The organism is Tabrizicola aquatica, from assembly GCF_002900975.1.
GTDB lineage: Bacteria > Pseudomonadota > Alphaproteobacteria > Rhodobacterales > Rhodobacteraceae > Tabrizicola > Tabrizicola aquatica.
In genome coordinates, this window is sequence record NZ_PJON01000001.1 from 725,123 (window position 1) to 740,263 (window position 15,141).

Sequence of the window (15,141 nt, forward strand, 5' to 3'; positions counted from 1 at the left end):
GGACAGCCCCTAGATTGGGGCGGAACAGGGACAGTACCACGTGACCGAACCGCATCCGCCCCACCGTCGCGGCTTTCTTGCCAGCCTGCGCGCAAGCTTCCTGACCGGCCTGGTCGTCGTCCTGCCCATCGGGCTGACGATCTATTTTGTCTGGGCCGTCATCGGCTGGATCGACGGCTGGATCCTGCCGCTGATCCCGTCCTACTGGCAGCCCGACGCCGTGATCCGCCGCTGGATCGGTCCGGACTACGAATTCCCGGTGCGCGGGGTCGGCGTCCTGGTTTTCCTGATCGTCACGATCATCGTCGGCTGGATGGCCAAGGGCCTGATCGGCCGCTCTGTCATCCGCTCGGGCGAGAACTTGGTCGAGCGGATGCCGGTCGTCCGTTCCGTCTACGGCGCGATCAAGCAGGTGGCCGAAACCTTCTTCAACAAGAAGGAACAAAGCTTCGACAAGGTCGTCCTGGTCGAGTTTCCGCGCCCCGGGTCCTGGGCGCTGGGATTCGTGTCCACGCGGCCCAGGGGCGAGTTGGCCGAGCGGTTGGCAGCCCTTGGCCCCGACATGTCCGCGGTGTTCGTCGGTCTGACCCCCTTTACCAGCGGGATGCTCCTCTTCGTGCCGACACAGGACCTGATCGTGATGGACATGGGCGTGGACGACGCGGCCAAGCTGATCGTGTCGGGCGGCCTGGTCTATCCCCTGCCGAAAGAGCCGCTGGACTAGGCCAGCACCCCCTTCAGGTCGGCCGAGGAGTCCTGCCCGATCTTCGGCGCGCCCTCGGTCAGGAACCGCTCGGCCGCCGCGCGGCCGGCGTCCTTCAACCGGTGCAGAAGCAAGGGCGTCGGCGACAGCTTGGAATCGGCGCCAAGCTCGTTCATCAGCGCGTCATCGGCGATCATATGGACATTCACCGCCTTCATCGTGCCCGGCTCCATCCGGCCCTCGGCGATCAGGCGGCGGACAAAGTTGATCGCCCGCAACTCGCCCAGCAGGCTGGCGTTGAAGCTGATCTCATTGATCCGGTTCTGGATATCCAGCGCGGTTTCCGGCACCTCTTCGCGCCGCATCGGGTTGATCGAGACCAGCAGGATGTCATCCGGCAGGTCAGGCTCGTACAGCGGGAACAGCGCAGGATTGCCGGCAAAGCCGCCGTCCCAATAGGCCTCGCCCTCGATCTCGACGGTCTGGAACACCGTAGGCAGGCAGGCCGAGGCCAAAAGCGCCTCGGGCGTGATCTCCTCGCCCTGAAAGACCTTGATCCGCCCGGTCCGCACATTCGTTGCGCTGACGAACAGCCGGGGGCCCTGTCGGGCGCTGACTTCGCTGAAATCCAGGTCGCGCACCACCGGCTCCAGGGGGTTCTTCCAGCTGTCGCCCCAAAGCTGCGGCGACCAGACCTGCGCGGCCAAGGCCTGCGGCGAGAACGGCAGGACGGCGGCACTTGCCGTCTGCCAGAACCGCATCGCCGGCACGAAGGGCTGCAACCAGGGCAACATGCGGAAATCGCTGATCCCGGCGATCTGGTCCCACAGCCGGTCCAACCGCGCCCGCGCGCCCGTCCGCCCGCCCTCGATCAGGCCGGCCTTCAGCGCCGCACCATTCAGCGCCCCGGCCGAACAACCCGAGATCCCGGCAATCTCCAGATCCTCGACCTGCAACAGCCGGTCCAGCACACCCCAGGTAAAGGCGCCATGCGCCCCGCCGCCCTGCAGGGCCAGGTTCACCCGCCTCACAGCGCGGTCCAGCCGCCATCGACGCTGATCGTGGTGCCGGTCACCTGTTCGGCCGCGGGGCTGCACAGATAGACCGCGGTGCCGCCGATCTGTTCCACCGTGGCGAACTGCCGGCTGGGCTGGCGCTGCAGCATCACCTCGCGCAGGACGGTCTCGCGGTCCATGTTGTGCACCTTCATCTGCTCGGGGATCTGCGCCTCGACCAGGGGGGTCAGCACATAGCCGGGGCAGATCGCGTTCACCGTGATGCCCTGCCCCGCCACTTCCAGCGCCACGGCCTTGGTCAGGCCGACAACACCGTGCTTGGCCGCGACATAGGCCGATTTGAACGGGCTTGCGGTCAGGCCATGGGCGCTGGCCACGTTGACGATCCGGCCCCAGCCGCGCGCCTTCATACCCGGCAGCGCCGCCGCCGTGGTGTGGAAGGCCGACGAAAGGTTGATCGCCAGGATTGCATCCCATTTCTCGACCGGGAAATCCTCGACCGGGCTGACGAACTGGATGCCGGCGTTGTTCACCAGGATGTCGCAGCCGCCGGCCCTTTCCACCAGCGCCCGGCAGTCCGCCGCCTTGGACATGTCTGCCGCGATATAGCGGACGGCGACGCAGTGGCGGACGCCAAGCTCGGCGGCAAGGGCGTGATCCTCGGGCCGGTCGGTGAAGCTGTTCAGAATCACCTCGGCCCCGGCCGCCGCCAAAGCCTCGGCCACGCCCAGCCCGATTCCCGAATTCGACCCGGTCACGATCGCCCGTTTGCCCGTCAACACCATGCTCAGACCCCTATGCTGCACCTGCAAACGGATCATAGGGCCTGTCGGTTGCAAGATTCCAGCCGAAGCGCCAAAAAAAACGCCGGCACAAGGCCGGCGTTAAGTCTTTGAGGCAGGTTTCATACAGGCAAGAAACCTATCGAGCAGTGCCTTCTATATAGTCCCCTCTCCGCCGATGGCCAAGCTAAAAGTTTGAATATCCACGATCACCCGCATAGGGTTCGGGACAAAGAACAACAGCTTACACGAGGGACCCCCCGCGATGCTGCGCCATCTGACCCCGATCCTCTGCCGCCTGGTCCTGCCGTTTGGCCTGGCCCTCAGCGCCGGCACCGCCCTGGCCGAACCCACGCATGGCATAGCTATGTATGGCGAACCCGCGCTGCCCCCGGATTTTGTGTCGCTGCCGCAGGCGAACCCCGATGCCCCCAAGGGCGGCACCATCACGCTGTCGATGACCGGCAGCTTCGATACGTTGAATCCGTTCATCACCAATGGCACCGCGGCCGAGGGCATCACTCCCTTCACCTTCGAGACGCTGATGGCCCGCAGCTTCGACGAACCCTTCTCGCTTTACGGCCTATTGGCCGAATCGATTGAAACCGACGACGCCCGGACCTTCGTCGCCTTCACCCTGCGCGAGGGGGCCCGATTCTCGGACGGCACCCCGGTCACGGTCGAGGATGTGCTGTGGTCCTATGAGACGCTGGGCACCCTGGGTCACCCGCGCTATCACACCGCCTGGAAGAAGATCGCCAAGGCCGAGGCGACCGGCCCCCGCACCGTCCGCTTCACCTTCAACACCGAGGACCGCGAACTGCCCCTGATCCTGGGCCTGCGCCCGATCCTGAAAAAGTCGGATTTCGAGGGAAAGGATTTCGAGGCGACCTCGCTGGACCGGCTGACCGGCTCGGGGCCCTATGTCATCGACCAGGTCGATCCGGGCGTGCAGATCACCTACAAGCGCAACCCCGATTGGTGGGGCAAGGATTTGCCCGTGAACCGCGGCCAGTGGAACTTTGACACGATCCGCTACGATTACTACTCGAACCCGGTGGCGATCTTCGAATCGGTCAAGACCGGCGCGATCTCGGCCTATCGCGAGGACAACCTTGCCCGCTGGGCCAGCCGCTACGACTTTCCCGCGCTTGCCAGCGGCGAGATGGTGAAGCTTGAGGTGCCGCATGACCGCCCCTCGGGGATCATCGGCTTCGTGATGAACACCCGCAAGCCGCAGTTCGCCGACTGGCGCGTGCGCGAAGCGATGATCGAGCTGTTCAACTTCGACTTCGTCAACGCGACCGTCACCGGCGGTGCGGCACCGCGCATCACCTCGTATTTCGCCAACAGCCCCTTCGCCGTGGAAGCTGGCCAGCCGGCCGCAGGCGGGGTGCTGGCACTGTTGGAGCCGTTCAAGGCCGACCTTCTGCCCGGCACGCTGGAAGGCTACGCCCTGCCCCAGCCCGATGGCACCGCACAGAACCGCCCCGGCCTGCGCCGCGCGCTTGCACTGCTGGAAGAGGCGGGCTGGACCGTGGGCGATGATGGCGTGCTGAAGAACGCCGACGGCACCCCCTTCGCCTTCGAGATCCTGTTGACCATCGGCCAGGATGAGGTCGCAAGCGTGGCCGCGATCTATATCGAGGCGCTGAAGGATGTCGGTATCGACGCCAAGGTCACCATGCTGGACAGCGCGCAGATGAAGGCGCGGACCGACAGCTTCGACTTCGACATGACCTACATGATCCGCACCATGTCGCTTAGCCCGGGCAACGAGCAAAGCCTGTACTGGTCCTCGGCTGCCGCAGACACCGAAGGCTCGCGCAACTGGATGGGGGTGAAGTCGCCCGCCATCGACGCGGTCATCGCCGCGATGCTGGCCGCCCGCAGTCAGGAGGACGCCGCCACCGCCGCCCAGGCGCTGGACCGGCTTCTGACCGCCGGTCGCTATGTCGTCCCGTTCTGGTTCGCCGACCGCAACCTGATCGTCCACAAGGCGGAATTGAAACATCCCGACCGGGTCCAGCTTTACGGAGACTGGGCGACGTCCTATCTTCCCGCCTTGTGGTGGTTCGAAGAATGACCGCCCGGCAGCAATGAACAGGTAGAAACATGCGCAAACTTGCCCTGATCGCAACCCTGCTGGCCCTTGCGGGCTGCAACACTGTCGCCGGCGTGGGCGAGGACGTGTCCTCGGGCGCCCGCACCGTTCAGGGGATGTTCTGACGCCTCAGACCACAGCGTCGCGCGGTTCGGGCAGGCGGATCACCGTCACGCTGCACTGCGCCTCGGCCACCACCTGGGCCGAGACCGATCCAAGATAGCGCCGCGTGGTCGAATGGCCGCGTGCGCCCATCAGGATGTGGTCGACATGGTTCGCCCTGGCATAGTCGATGATCGCCTGGCCGGGGTCAGGGCCTTCCAGCACGGTATAGGTCAGCCGGTGGTCGGGCAGATCGATGCTGGCGGCCCAGGTTTTGAGTGCCACCAGCCGCAGCACATGCAGGTTGTTCCCCTGATCGTCCGTGCCCTGGTCCAGGCCGATCCGGTGGGTCTTGATCACGTTGACGCAGGCGATCCGGGCCTCCGGCTCGATCGTCAGCATCCGCTTTACCGCCCCGCGCAGCATTGCTGCCAGCCGCTCGCCCTCGGGCGACAGGTCCACCGCCACCACGATCACCGGAACCGAGGCAAGCTGCGCCGCCACCGTATCCGGCGCCCGGAAGTGTTTGATCCGGCGCATGATCCGCCAGCGGTCCCAGACCTGCAGCCAGCCGTCGCGGCGCAGCTTGTGGGCGCGGGCGGTCAGAGTCACCTGCTGCGGATGGGCCAGGTCGAAGGCCATCTGCGCCGCTGTCTGGTAGCGTTGCATCGGGTCGACGACCAGGGCGCGCAGGATGATCTCTTGCAGCCATTCCGGGATCTCGGGCCGGATCGCGCGCGGCGGCTCGGGGTCGCGCCACAGCCGTTTTCTGACCCCCCGCAGCGTCTGCGGCGTGCCCCAGGGAGTGCGCCCGGTGGCCAGCGCGTACAGCATCGCGCCCAGGGCAAAAAGGTCGGATCGCAGGTCGTCCCGGCAACGCAGATACTGTTCCGGCGCGATGAAGGGGAAGGTCCCCATCGGAATGCTGAATTCCTCGGCCAGAAGGTCGGGCAACTGGCCGTGCCGACTTAGCCCGAAATCCACCAGCACCATCTCGCCGGTGCTGCGCTGCAGGAAATTCTCCGGCTTCAGGTCCAGGTGGATCACCTGCTGACGGTGCAGGTCCGCCACCGCATCCACCATCCGCGCCGCGATCTCGATCACCTCGGACAGGGGCAGCGGCGCCTGCTGGAACAGGGGCAGGAAACTGCCGCCCGCGATCTTCTCGGTCACGATATAGGGCATCCGGTCGAAGCCGCCGGTCCCGATGACCCTGGGCACATGCGGGCCGACAAGGCGCGGCATGATCATCTGCTCGACCTCGAAACCGACGATCGTCGGCCCATCATCGCCGTCCAGGATCGTCGGAACCTTCATCACCAGGGGCAGGGCATGGTCGGGATGCGTCACGTCCCAGATCGTGGCGAAGCCGCCAGAGTGCAGTTTCGCGCCAAGCGTGAAGCCGTCGATCGTCAGCCCGGTCCGTGGCCGCAGCGGCATCGCCTAGCTCCCCCTCAACAACCGTAGCGCCAGGTCTTCCGGCAGCCCCGCCGCGCGCAGTTTCTCGACCGTCCGGGCCAGATCATAGGGTGTGCGGCGGAAGGTCAACTCGTTCGTGGCCGTGTCCAGTAGCGCCCAGCCCGCCTGCGCCACCCCATCTCGCGCCTGCCCGACCGAGCCTATGACCGCCAGCCAGCGCCGGCTGCGCAACAGCGGGATCGGCAGGCCCGACTGAAACGCCTGCTCGCGCACCGCGCCGGTCGGATCGCGGCTGACCAGCAGCGGCTGATGGGTGTGGCCGCAGAAGATCAGCCGCGCCCCCGTCGCCCGGAACGAAGGCACCGCCCGCCTGTCCGAGGTGACATAGCCGAACGCCCCCGGTTCATGGGCCGAGGCATGGGCAAACAGCGCATCGCCCTCTTCCGCCACCAGCGGCAGGCCCGCCAGGAACCCGCACTGCGCCGGGGTCAACTGCGCCTTGGTCCAGTCCATCGCCCGCCGGGCCAAGGCCGACATCGGCTCGGGCGCGCCACCGGCGGCGGAGTCGTGATTGCCCTGCACGCAAAGCGCGCCCTGCCCCACCAGCTCCGCCGCCCTGTCGCAGCACCAGCCGGGGTCCGGCCCATAGCCCACCAGATCGCCCAGCAGGACGATCCGGTCCGCCCCCCACGCCCGGGCGTCCTCCAGCACCGCCGCGAAAGCCTCGCGATTGGCGTGGATGTCCGTCAGGATCGCAAACCGCACCCAATTCCCCTTTGAAACCCTCGCCCGCCTGCGCGTCGGGTCACACCAGCGACGTGACCCACAGAAGCGTCGCGTCCTCATCCGACAGGCTGATCACATTGTGCCCCATCGCCGCATCGTAATAGGCGCTGTCGCCCCGACGCAGGTCCACGGGTTCGTAGAACTCGGTGTAAAGCCGCACGATGCCGGTCAGCACATACAGGAATTCCTCGCCGTCATGGCGCACCCAGCCGTCGAATTCCTCGAACGACCGCGCCCGGATCGTGGCGCGATAGGGCAGCATCTGCTTCTTGGTCAGACCCTGGGCCAAAAGCTCGTGTTCATAGGTCGCGGTGGCCTGCGCCAGCCCCTCGGCCGCCTTGGTCACGGCCATCCGGCCCATGACCTGCTGCTTCGACGGCGGCGTGAAGAGCTGCGGTACGGTGATCGCCAGCCCCAACGCCAGCTTCTTCAACGCCTCATAGGTCGGGCTCATCTGCCCGTTCTCGATCTTGGACAGGGTCGAGCGCGCCAGCCCCGCCCGGCTTGCCGCCTCTTCCAGCGTCCAGCCAAGGCTGCGGCGCAATTCGCGCACCCTTTCACCCAGGTTCACCGGCTCGACATGCGCCTCGCCACCCGCTTCGCGGGCGACGCGGATCATCGTCTTGGGATCGGTGGGCTGCATGAGGCCCCGGATAGCCCGGCCGCCGGACGCTTGCAACCGGCCTGCACGGACCGCCGCACATCAAGCCTGCCTCCGACGCCGCTCGACGGACTGACCCTTAATCCCTGCCGACACACCTCCCTGCCCGCCGGACGCTTGCAACCGGCCGGCGCAGATGCGACCCCTTGGCCCATGCTTTCGGTCGTCGACACCCGCCCGCATCCGCCGCTGCCCGCCCGGCTGAACCTTGCTGCCCATGTGCTGGCGCGGGGGCAGGCGCTGGCGGAAAAGCCCGCGCTGGTGATCCTGCACCCCGACGGCGAGGACAGCTTCACCTACGCCCACCTCCGCGCCCTTGTCCTTGGCACGGCGACGCACCTGCTGACCCTTGGCCTTGCCCCCGGCGACCGCGTGCTGCTGCGGCTGGCGAATGGCCCCGCCTTTCCAGTGGCCTTCCTTGGCGCCATCGCCGCCGGTCTGGTCCCGGTCCCGACCTCTGCCGCGCTGACCGCGCCCGAAGTTGCCCGCCTCGCCGCCCTGGTCGCACCGCGGCTGGTGCTGGCCGACCCCGGTCTGCCCCTGCCCGACGACATCCCCGCGCTCACCCCCGAACTTCACGTGTGGGGGACGCTGCCGCCCCACACCCCGCCCGAGACCGACCCCGATGCCGAGGCTTATGTCATCTTCACCTCCGGCACCTCGGGGCGACCTTCGGCCGTCAGCCACGCCCACCGCGCCATCCTGGCCCGCCAGCCGATGCACCAGGGATGGGAGGGGCTTGGTCCCGACGACCGCCTCCTCCACGCCGGCGCGATGAACTGGACCTACACTTTGGGCACCGGCCTGCTGGACCCCTGGACGCTGGGCGCGACCGCACTGGTCCCGGCCCCGGGCACCGTGCCCGCAGCCCTGCCCGCCCTCCTTCAGCGTGCCCAGGCCACGATCTTCGCCGCCGCCCCCGGCGTCTTTCGCCAGATGCTGCGCGCGCCCTTCCCGGCCCTTCCCACGCTCCGCCACGCGCTCTCGGCCGGCGAGGCCCTGCCCCCCGCCACCCGCGCCGCGTGGCAGGCCGCGACCGGCACCCAGGTGCATGAGGCGCTGGGGATGACCGAGGTTTCGACCTATCTGTCCGGCTCGCCCTCGCGTCCGGCCCCGCCCGGAACGGCGGGCTATGTCCAACAGGGACGCCACGTCGCGATCCTGGACGACCAGGGCCAGCCCACCCCCCGCGGCGAACCGGGGGAACTGGCCGTCGCCACCACCGACCCCGGCCTGATGCGCGGCTATCTGGGCACGACCCCGCCGCACGGCCCTTGGTTCCGCACCGGCGATGCGGCAAGCATGGCCCCCGATGGTGCGATAACCCATCTTGGCCGCAGGGACGACCTGCTGAACGCCGGGGGCTTCCGCGTCTCACCGATCGAGGTTGAGGCCGCGTTCCACGACCTTCCCGGCCTGCACGCCGCCGCCGCGACCGAGGTTCAGCCCGCGCCTGGCACCCGGATCATCGCGCTGTTCTACGAAGGACCGTGCGCGATCGACGCCGCGCTTCTGCACCAGCGCGCGGAAAGCGCCCTTGCCCGCTGGAAGCAACCGCGCCACTACCAGCACATCGACACCCTGCCCCGAACCGCCACGGGCAAACTGATCCGCCGCGCCCTGGCTGCGCTTTACCAAAAGGACGGCCCATGATCCGCCCCGCTATCCGTCTCGACATCTTCTCGGACCCGGTCTGCCCCTGGTGCTATGTCGGCAAGGCCAACCTGGACCGGGCCCTGGCCGACGACCCCGACCACCCGTTCGCGATCCAGTGGCACCCGTTCCAGCTGAACCCCGACATGCCGGCCGAAGGCGTGGCCAAGCGCGCCTATCTTGAGGCGAAGTTCGGCGGCAAGGCCCGCGTCGATGCCATCCACGAACGCCTGCGCGAGGTCGCGCGCGCCGCCGGCGTGGACTTGAACCCCGACACGCCGCAGCTGATGCCGAACACGCTGAACGCCCACCGCCTGATCCACTGGGCCGGGATCGAGGGGCGGCAACAGCCTGTCGTCGACGCCCTGATGCGCGCCTATTGGGCCGAGGGCCGCGATATCGGTGATCTCGACACCCTTGCCGCCATCGCCGGCGAGCAGGGCATGGACGCGGCGGCGACGCTGCGCCTTTTGCACTCTGACGCCGATGCCGAGGATATCGCCGCCCGCGACGCCGACGCCCGCGCCAAGGGGGTGAACTCGGTCCCGACCTTCCTGATCGCCCAGCAATATGTCGTCAGCGGCGCCCAACCGCCCGAGCTTTGGAGCCAGGTCATCCAGGACCTTGCGAAACTGGATCAACCGAAGTGACCGACAAACCCCTGTCGCAGGGCGAGTTCGTCGCACTGATGGCGATGCTTTTCGCCACCATCGCACTCTCCATCGACGCGATGCTGCCCGCCCTGCCCGATATCGCCGCCACCCTCTCTCCCGGCGCGCCGAATGCCGCGCAGCTGGTGGTGACCAGCTTCGTCCTGGGCATGGGCATCGGCACACTTTTCGCCGGACCGCTCTCCGACACCTTCGGCCGCAAGCCGGTGATTATTGCCGGCTCGGGCCTTTACGCGCTGGCCGCCGTCGCCTGCTATTTCGCGCCCACGCTGGAAACCCTGCTCATCGCCCGCGTCGTGCAGGGCCTGGGCGCCGCCGCCCCGCGCACGGTGTCCATCGCCATGATCCGCGACCTGTTTTCCGGGCGCGAGATGGCGCGGCTCATGTCCTTCGTAATGATGGTCTTTACCGCCGTCCCCGCCATCGCACCGCTTCTGGGTCAGGGGATCATCGCGCTGGCCGACTGGCACGCGATCTTCCTGGCCTATATCGCCTTTTCCGGCCTGACCATGCTCTGGCTCGGCCTGCGCCAGCCCGATACGCTGGCCCCGCAACACCGCCGCTCGCTACACCTTTCCGCCCTGGTCGCCGCCACACGCGAATTGGCCGCTCACCGGATCGTCCTGACCTCGACCCTTCTGCAAGCCCTGACCCTGGGCGCGCTGTTTGCCACCCTCTCCTCGATCCAGCCGATCTTCGAGATCGTCCACGACCGGGCGGAAAGCTTCCCGCTCTGGTTCGCGCTGATCGCCGTGGCGTCGATGTCGGGCAGCTTCCTGAACAGCCGGATCGTGATGACCTGGGGCATGCGCAGCGTGGTGCGTGCGACCTATGCCGCGCAACTGGCCCTGACGCTGGTCGCACTGGGGCTGCTGTCGGTGCTGGAGGGTAACGCAAGCTTTGCCGTGCAAGTGATTTGGTCGATTGGCTTATTCGCGATGATGGGCCTGACGATGGGCAATCTGAACGCCCTGGCGATGGAGCCGGTGGGCCATATCGCCGGCCTTGCCGCCTCGGTCATCTCGGCGCTGGCGACGGTGGGGTCGGTCCTCTTGGCGATCCCGGTGGGATTGGCGTTCAACGGCACCGCCACGCCGCTCCTGGTCGGGGTCGCGGTGCTGATGGGCCTGGCGCTTCTCCTGTCGCGCCGCGCCCTGGGCGACGCGCGCGCCTGACCCCCGGGAATTCCTTCTGAACCACCTCGTACACGCGTCGGACAGGCGCGAGGAGTGGACGAAGTGCGTCGACCAGCCCGCCCGCTCAGCCCTTCTTGCCGGCCTTCACCACTTCGGCCAGGTCACGGGCGATGTTGAACGCGCCCTTGATCCGGTCGGCCTCGGACTTCATCTCGCCCTGCAACACGATCTTGTTGCCGTTCACCTTCGCCGCCGGACCCTGCGCCTTCAGGAAATCGACCAGCCCCGCCGGATTGGCGAACTTGTCGTTGTGGAAGGCGATCGTCGCGCCCTTCGGGCCTGCGTCCAGCTTGGAAATCCCCGCCCGTTTGCACATCGCCTTGATGCGCACGATCAGCATCAGCGTGTTCACTTCCTTGGGCAACGGCCCGAAGCGGTCGATCAGTTCAGCCGCGAACCCCTCCAACTCGACCTTCGTCGTCAGGCTGGAGAGACGGCGATAAAGCCCCAGCCGGATATCCAGGTCAGGGATATAGGTTTCCGGGATCATCACCGGCACCCCCAGGTTCAACTGCGGGCTCCAATCATCTGAAATCGTGGACAAACCCTGCAACTCGCCGGACTTGATCCGGGCAATCGTCTCCTCCAGCATCTGCTGGTAGAGTTCATAGCCGACCTCGCGAATATGACCCGACTGCTCCTCGCCCAAAAGGTTGCCAGCGCCCCGCAGGTCCAAGTCGTGGGAAGCCAGGTTGAACCCAGCCCCCAGGCTGTCCAGGCTGCCCAGAAGGCGCAACCGCTTCATCGCCTGCGGCGTAAGCGGCGCGCGGGGCTTCGTCGTCAGATAGCAATAGGCGCGCGTCTTGGATCGCCCCACCCGGCCCCGGATCTGGTACAGTTGCGAGAGGCCAAACATATCTGCCCGGTGGACAATCATCGTGTTGGCCGTGGGAATATCCAGCCCACTCTCAACAATCGACGTGGCCACCAGCACGTCATACTTGCCGTCATAGAACTGGTTCATCCGCTCATCCAGATCGCCGGCGGCCATCTGGCCATGGGCGACAACGTAGGACACCTCGGGCACATGGGTCTTTAGGAAGTCCTCGACCTCGGGCAGGTCGGCGATCCGGGGCACGACGTAGAACGACTGTCCACCGCGGAAGCGTTCGCGCAAAAGCGCCTCGCGGATTGTGATTGTGTCGAATTCGGAAACGTAGGTGCGGATCGCCAGACGGTCCACTGGCGGCGTCGCGATGATCGACAGGTCGCGCACCCCGGCCAGGCTAAGCTGCAAGGTCCGCGGGATCGGGGTCGCGGTCAGGGTCAGGACGTGAACCTCGGACCGCATCTCCTTCAGCCGTTCCTTGTGGCTGACGCCAAAGTGCTGCTCTTCGTCGATGACCAAAAGGCCAAGGTGCTTGAAGCTGACCCCCTTGGCCAAAAGCGCATGGGTGCCGACGACGATGTCCACGGTCCCGTCCGCCATTGCCGCCCGCGTGGCGGCCGCGTCCTTTGCCGAAACAAAGCGTGACAAGGGTCTGACTGAAATCGGAAATCCGCGAAAACGCTCGGCAAAGCTGCGATAGTGCTGCCGCGCCAGCAGCGTCGTCGGGCAGATCACCGCCACCTGCATCCCCGACAGCGCCGCCACGAACGCCGCCCGCATCGCGACCTCGGTCTTGCCAAAACCCACGTCGCCCACGACCAACCGGTCCATCGGGCTGCCCTTTTCCAGGTCCGCCACCACATCGGCGATCGCCGACAGTTGGTCGTCGGTTTCCTGATAGGGGAAGCGGGCCGCAAAAGCCTCCCAGATCGAATGCGGCGCCTCCAGAATCGGAGCGTGGCGCAAGGCCCGTTCGGCCGCGATCCGCATCAGGCGGCCGGCGATCTCCTTGATCCGTTCCTTGAGCTTGGCCTTCTTCGCCTGCCAGGCCCCGCCGCCCAGACGGTCCAGCAGCCCCTCTTCATGGCCATAGCGACTGAGCAGTTCGATATTCTCGACCGGCAGGTAAAGCTTTGCGTTTTCCGCATATTCCAGCATGACGCAGGCGTGCGGGGCCCCCAGCGCGGTGATCGTCTCGATCCCCAGATAGCGGCCGACCCCATGTTCGACATGCACCACCAGATCGCCCGGCGACAGGGTGTCGACCTCGCGCAGGAAGTTCTCGGCCTTGCGCTTGCGGCGCGGCTTGCCGACCATCCGGTCGCCCAGCACGTCCTGCTCGCTGATGACCGCCAGCCCCGGCGCGACGAACCCCGCCTCCAGCGGCCAGACCACCAGGAAGAGGCCGCCCTTCCCCTCGGGCACCGCGCGGAAATCGGCAATCTCCTCCGCGCCTTTCAGGCCGCTGTCCTGCAACAGGCCCTTCAACCGGTCACGCGCGCCATCGGACCATGAGGCAAGGACCACATGACCGTCCTTTGCCAGAACGCGAACATGTTCCGCCAAGGCTTCGAAAAGGTTCACCTTTTCCTGCTGCCGCTCGGGCGCGAAGCTGCGACCTGCCCGTGCGCCCGCATCCAGCACGCCCGGCCCGGGGCTTTGCGGCAAGGGCGAAAGCTGCACCACCCGATGCGCGGCCACCGCCGCCTCCCAGCCCGCGTCGTCCAGATACAGCTCGCCCGGCGGAACCGGCTTGTAGACCGTGTCGATCCGGCCCTTGGCCCCCATCGCCTCGGCACGGCTGTCATAGCTGTCGTCGATCGCCTCCCACCGCGACAGGCGCGCTGGCGTGACCTGATCGTCCAGCATGACCGAGGCATCGGGCAGATAGTCGAACAGCGTCTCCAGCCGCTCATGGAAGAACGGCAGCCAATGCTCCATCCCCTGGTGCTTGCGGCCCGCGCTGACCGCCTCGTACAGCGGATCATCGGTGCCCGCCGCCCCGAACGCGATGCGGTAGTTCTGCCGGAACCGCGCAATTGCCGCCTCGTCCAGGACGATCTCGGACACGGCCGAGAACTCCACCCGCTTCAGCTTTTCGATCGTGCGCTGGCTTTCCGCGTCGAACCGCCGCGCGCCGTCCAGCACGTCGCCAAAGAAATCCAGCCGGATCGGCCCCCCCGGCCCCGGCGGGAAAATGTCGACGATCCCGCCCCGCAGCGCATAGTCACCCGGCTCGGCCACCGTCGAAACCGGCGAAAACCCCATCCGCGCGAGGAACCCTTTCAGCCGCGCCTCATCGACCCGCCCGCCCACCTCGGCCCGGAACGAGGCGGCCCGCACCACCTCACGCGTCGGCACCTTCTGCGTCGCCGCGTTCAGCGTGGTCAGCAGGACCACCGGAGCCTTCAACCCATCGGCCAACACCGCCAAGGTCGCCATCCGCCGCGCGGAAATCTCGGGGTTCGGGCTGACGCGGTCATAGGGCAGGCAGTCCCAGGCCGGAAAGTCCAGCACCGCCACCTCGGGCGCCATTACTGCCAAGGCGGCGCGCATCGCCTCCAGCCGCTTATCGTCGCGCGCGACATGGATCACCGGCCGGCCCCGCGCCAGTTCGCGGGCCAGAAGGCGGGCGTCAAACCCTTCGGGCGCGCCGCCCAGGATGATGCGTTCGGCCGGCATGGCTGCCCTTGTCAGTGAAGAATCGAAACGCTCAGGTTCTGCCAGGTGCCATACATGGCGGTCACGAAAATCGCCACCACGCCGATCCCTTGCGTCCAGCGCCGGTGGACCGTCAGGCGGCGGCACAACGCCTCGCCCTTGTTCTCGCCGGCCGCGATGCGCCGGCTGGCCCGGACGCTGACCCAGACGACAATCGACATCGGGAACGACAGCAGAAACACGGCCTGCGCGAATTCGACGTCGTACCAGAAGGCCAGCATCCCCAAGACGGTCAGCCAGAAGAACCCCAGCCCGACCAGGATCAGCGCCCCCTGATCGACGATGTGCAAAAGCCGCCCCGTGTTGATCCGCGCCAGGTCCTCCACATCTTCCATCGCCTGCCCGCCCTCGCGGCGGGCGCGCATGATCAGGTCATGCGGGATGCCCAGCACCCAATGGCTGGTCGAGGACCACAGCACCGCCAGAGCAATCCAGAACCACAGGTTCGAGAACGATCGCATGTCGATGACTTCGAAAACCGTATCCAGAACGTCCACG

Annotated in this window: 13 protein-coding genes; 6 read left to right on the plus strand and 7 right to left on the minus strand. The window is 67.0% G+C overall.

Translation table 11 applies throughout. The features are described 5' to 3' along the window. The first annotated feature begins 40 nt into the window (after nucleotides 1–40). Nucleotides 41–724, plus strand: coding sequence for a DUF502 domain-containing protein (locus tag CXR42_RS03530; RefSeq protein ID WP_103256111.1), 684 nt, complete (start codon nucleotides 41–43; stop codon nucleotides 722–724). Here CXR42_RS03530 and CXR42_RS03535 read toward each other — a convergent pair. Beyond that, nucleotides 721–1,734: a patatin-like phospholipase family protein gene (locus CXR42_RS03535; RefSeq protein ID WP_103256112.1), complete on the minus strand. Its 1,014-nt coding sequence runs from the start codon at nucleotides 1,732–1,734 to the stop codon at nucleotides 721–723. The two genes, CXR42_RS03530 and CXR42_RS03535, sit on opposite strands and share 4 nt — an antisense overlap. After that, the gene (locus CXR42_RS03540) at nucleotides 1,731–2,504 is read right to left on the minus strand and encodes a 3-hydroxybutyrate dehydrogenase (RefSeq protein ID WP_103256113.1); all 774 of its coding nucleotides are present in this window, start codon (nucleotides 2,502–2,504) and stop codon (nucleotides 1,731–1,733) included. The genes CXR42_RS03535 and CXR42_RS03540 overlap by 4 nt, the downstream gene beginning before the upstream one ends. A gap of 262 nt (nucleotides 2,505–2,766) precedes the next feature. On the opposite strand from CXR42_RS03540, the gene CXR42_RS03545 reads away from it, so the two are divergent. Together CXR42_RS03545 and CXR42_RS03550 are read left to right on the plus strand one after the other, a co-directional pair. Beyond that, nucleotides 2,767–4,587, plus strand: coding sequence for an extracellular solute-binding protein (locus tag CXR42_RS03545; protein WP_245875327.1), 1,821 nt, complete (start codon nucleotides 2,767–2,769; stop codon nucleotides 4,585–4,587). 29 nt (nucleotides 4,588–4,616) lie between these two features. Beyond that, a complete protein-coding gene (locus tag CXR42_RS03550; protein ID WP_103256114.1) occupies nucleotides 4,617–4,730 on the plus strand; it encodes an entericidin A/B family lipoprotein in 114 nt (37 codons plus the stop codon). Nucleotides 4,731–4,734: 4 nt separating this feature from the next. Here CXR42_RS03550 and CXR42_RS03555 read toward each other — a convergent pair whose 3' ends face one another. From CXR42_RS03555 to CXR42_RS03565, 3 genes are read right to left on the minus strand one after another with little or no spacing between them, the layout of a single operon-like run. After that, nucleotides 4,735–6,147 (minus strand): bifunctional serine/threonine-protein kinase/universal stress protein, encoded by a 1,413-nt coding sequence (locus CXR42_RS03555; RefSeq protein WP_103256115.1) that lies wholly within the window; start codon nucleotides 6,145–6,147, stop codon nucleotides 4,735–4,737. 3 nt (nucleotides 6,148–6,150) lie between these two features. Continuing rightward, nucleotides 6,151–6,891 (minus strand): metallophosphoesterase family protein, encoded by a 741-nt coding sequence (locus CXR42_RS03560; RefSeq protein WP_103256116.1) that lies wholly within the window; start codon nucleotides 6,889–6,891, stop codon nucleotides 6,151–6,153. A 40-nt stretch (nucleotides 6,892–6,931) separates the two neighbouring features. Then, a complete protein-coding gene (locus CXR42_RS03565) occupies nucleotides 6,932–7,555 on the minus strand; it encodes a helix-turn-helix domain-containing protein (protein ID WP_103256117.1) in 624 nt (207 codons plus the stop codon). Nucleotides 7,556–7,726: 171 nt separating this feature from the next. Here CXR42_RS03565 and CXR42_RS03570 point away from each other — a divergent pair, with 171 nt between their 5' ends. The 3 genes from CXR42_RS03570 to CXR42_RS03580 are packed head-to-tail and all read left to right on the plus strand — an operon-like array spanning nucleotide 7,727 to nucleotide 11,072. Continuing rightward, nucleotides 7,727–9,226, plus strand: a complete 1,500-nt coding sequence (locus CXR42_RS03570) for a class I adenylate-forming enzyme family protein (protein ID WP_103256118.1) — start codon at nucleotides 7,727–7,729, stop codon at nucleotides 9,224–9,226. Next, nucleotides 9,223–9,876: a DsbA family oxidoreductase gene (locus CXR42_RS03575; protein ID WP_103256119.1), complete on the plus strand. Its 654-nt coding sequence runs from the start codon at nucleotides 9,223–9,225 to the stop codon at nucleotides 9,874–9,876. The genes CXR42_RS03570 and CXR42_RS03575 overlap by 4 nt, the downstream gene beginning before the upstream one ends. Before the next feature lie 38 nt (nucleotides 9,877–9,914). Then, nucleotides 9,915–11,072 carry a multidrug effflux MFS transporter gene (locus CXR42_RS03580; RefSeq protein WP_103257004.1) on the plus strand — a complete coding sequence of 386 codons (1,158 nt, stop codon included), beginning with the start codon at nucleotides 9,915–9,917 and terminating at the stop codon, nucleotides 11,070–11,072. A gap of 85 nt (nucleotides 11,073–11,157) precedes the next feature. Here the strand turns inward: CXR42_RS03580 and mfd are convergent, their stop codons facing one another. Together mfd and CXR42_RS03590 are read right to left on the minus strand one after the other, a co-directional pair. Next, nucleotides 11,158–14,604: a transcription-repair coupling factor gene (gene mfd / locus CXR42_RS03585; protein ID WP_103256120.1), complete on the minus strand. Its 3,447-nt coding sequence runs from the start codon at nucleotides 14,602–14,604 to the stop codon at nucleotides 11,158–11,160. Between the two features lie 11 nt (nucleotides 14,605–14,615). After that, entirely contained in the window at nucleotides 14,616–15,140 is a 525-nt protein-coding gene (locus CXR42_RS03590; protein ID WP_103256121.1) for a component of SufBCD complex, read from the minus strand. Nucleotide 15,141: the final 1 nt, after the last annotated feature.

Coding starts and splice junctions, on each gene's coding strand:
- CXR42_RS03570 (WP_103256118.1), top strand. CDS start 7,727: ATGCTTTCGGTCGTCGACACCCGCCCGCATCCGCCGCTGCCCGCCCGG.
- CXR42_RS03555 (WP_103256115.1), bottom strand. CDS start 6,147: ATGCCGCTGCGGCCACGGACCGGGCTGACGATCGACGGCTTCACGCTT.
- CXR42_RS03550 (WP_103256114.1), top strand. CDS start 4,617: ATGCGCAAACTTGCCCTGATCGCAACCCTGCTGGCCCTTGCGGGCTGC.
- CXR42_RS03540 (WP_103256113.1), bottom strand. CDS start 2,504: ATGGTGTTGACGGGCAAACGGGCGATCGTGACCGGGTCGAATTCGGGA.
- CXR42_RS03575 (WP_103256119.1), top strand. CDS start 9,223: ATGATCCGCCCCGCTATCCGTCTCGACATCTTCTCGGACCCGGTCTGC.
- CXR42_RS03565 (WP_103256117.1), bottom strand. CDS start 7,555: ATGCAGCCCACCGATCCCAAGACGATGATCCGCGTCGCCCGCGAAGCG.
- mfd (WP_103256120.1), bottom strand. CDS start 14,604: ATGCCGGCCGAACGCATCATCCTGGGCGGCGCGCCCGAAGGGTTTGAC.
- CXR42_RS03580 (WP_103257004.1), top strand. CDS start 9,915: ATGGCGATGCTTTTCGCCACCATCGCACTCTCCATCGACGCGATGCTG.
- CXR42_RS03545 (WP_245875327.1), top strand. CDS start 2,767: ATGCTGCGCCATCTGACCCCGATCCTCTGCCGCCTGGTCCTGCCGTTT.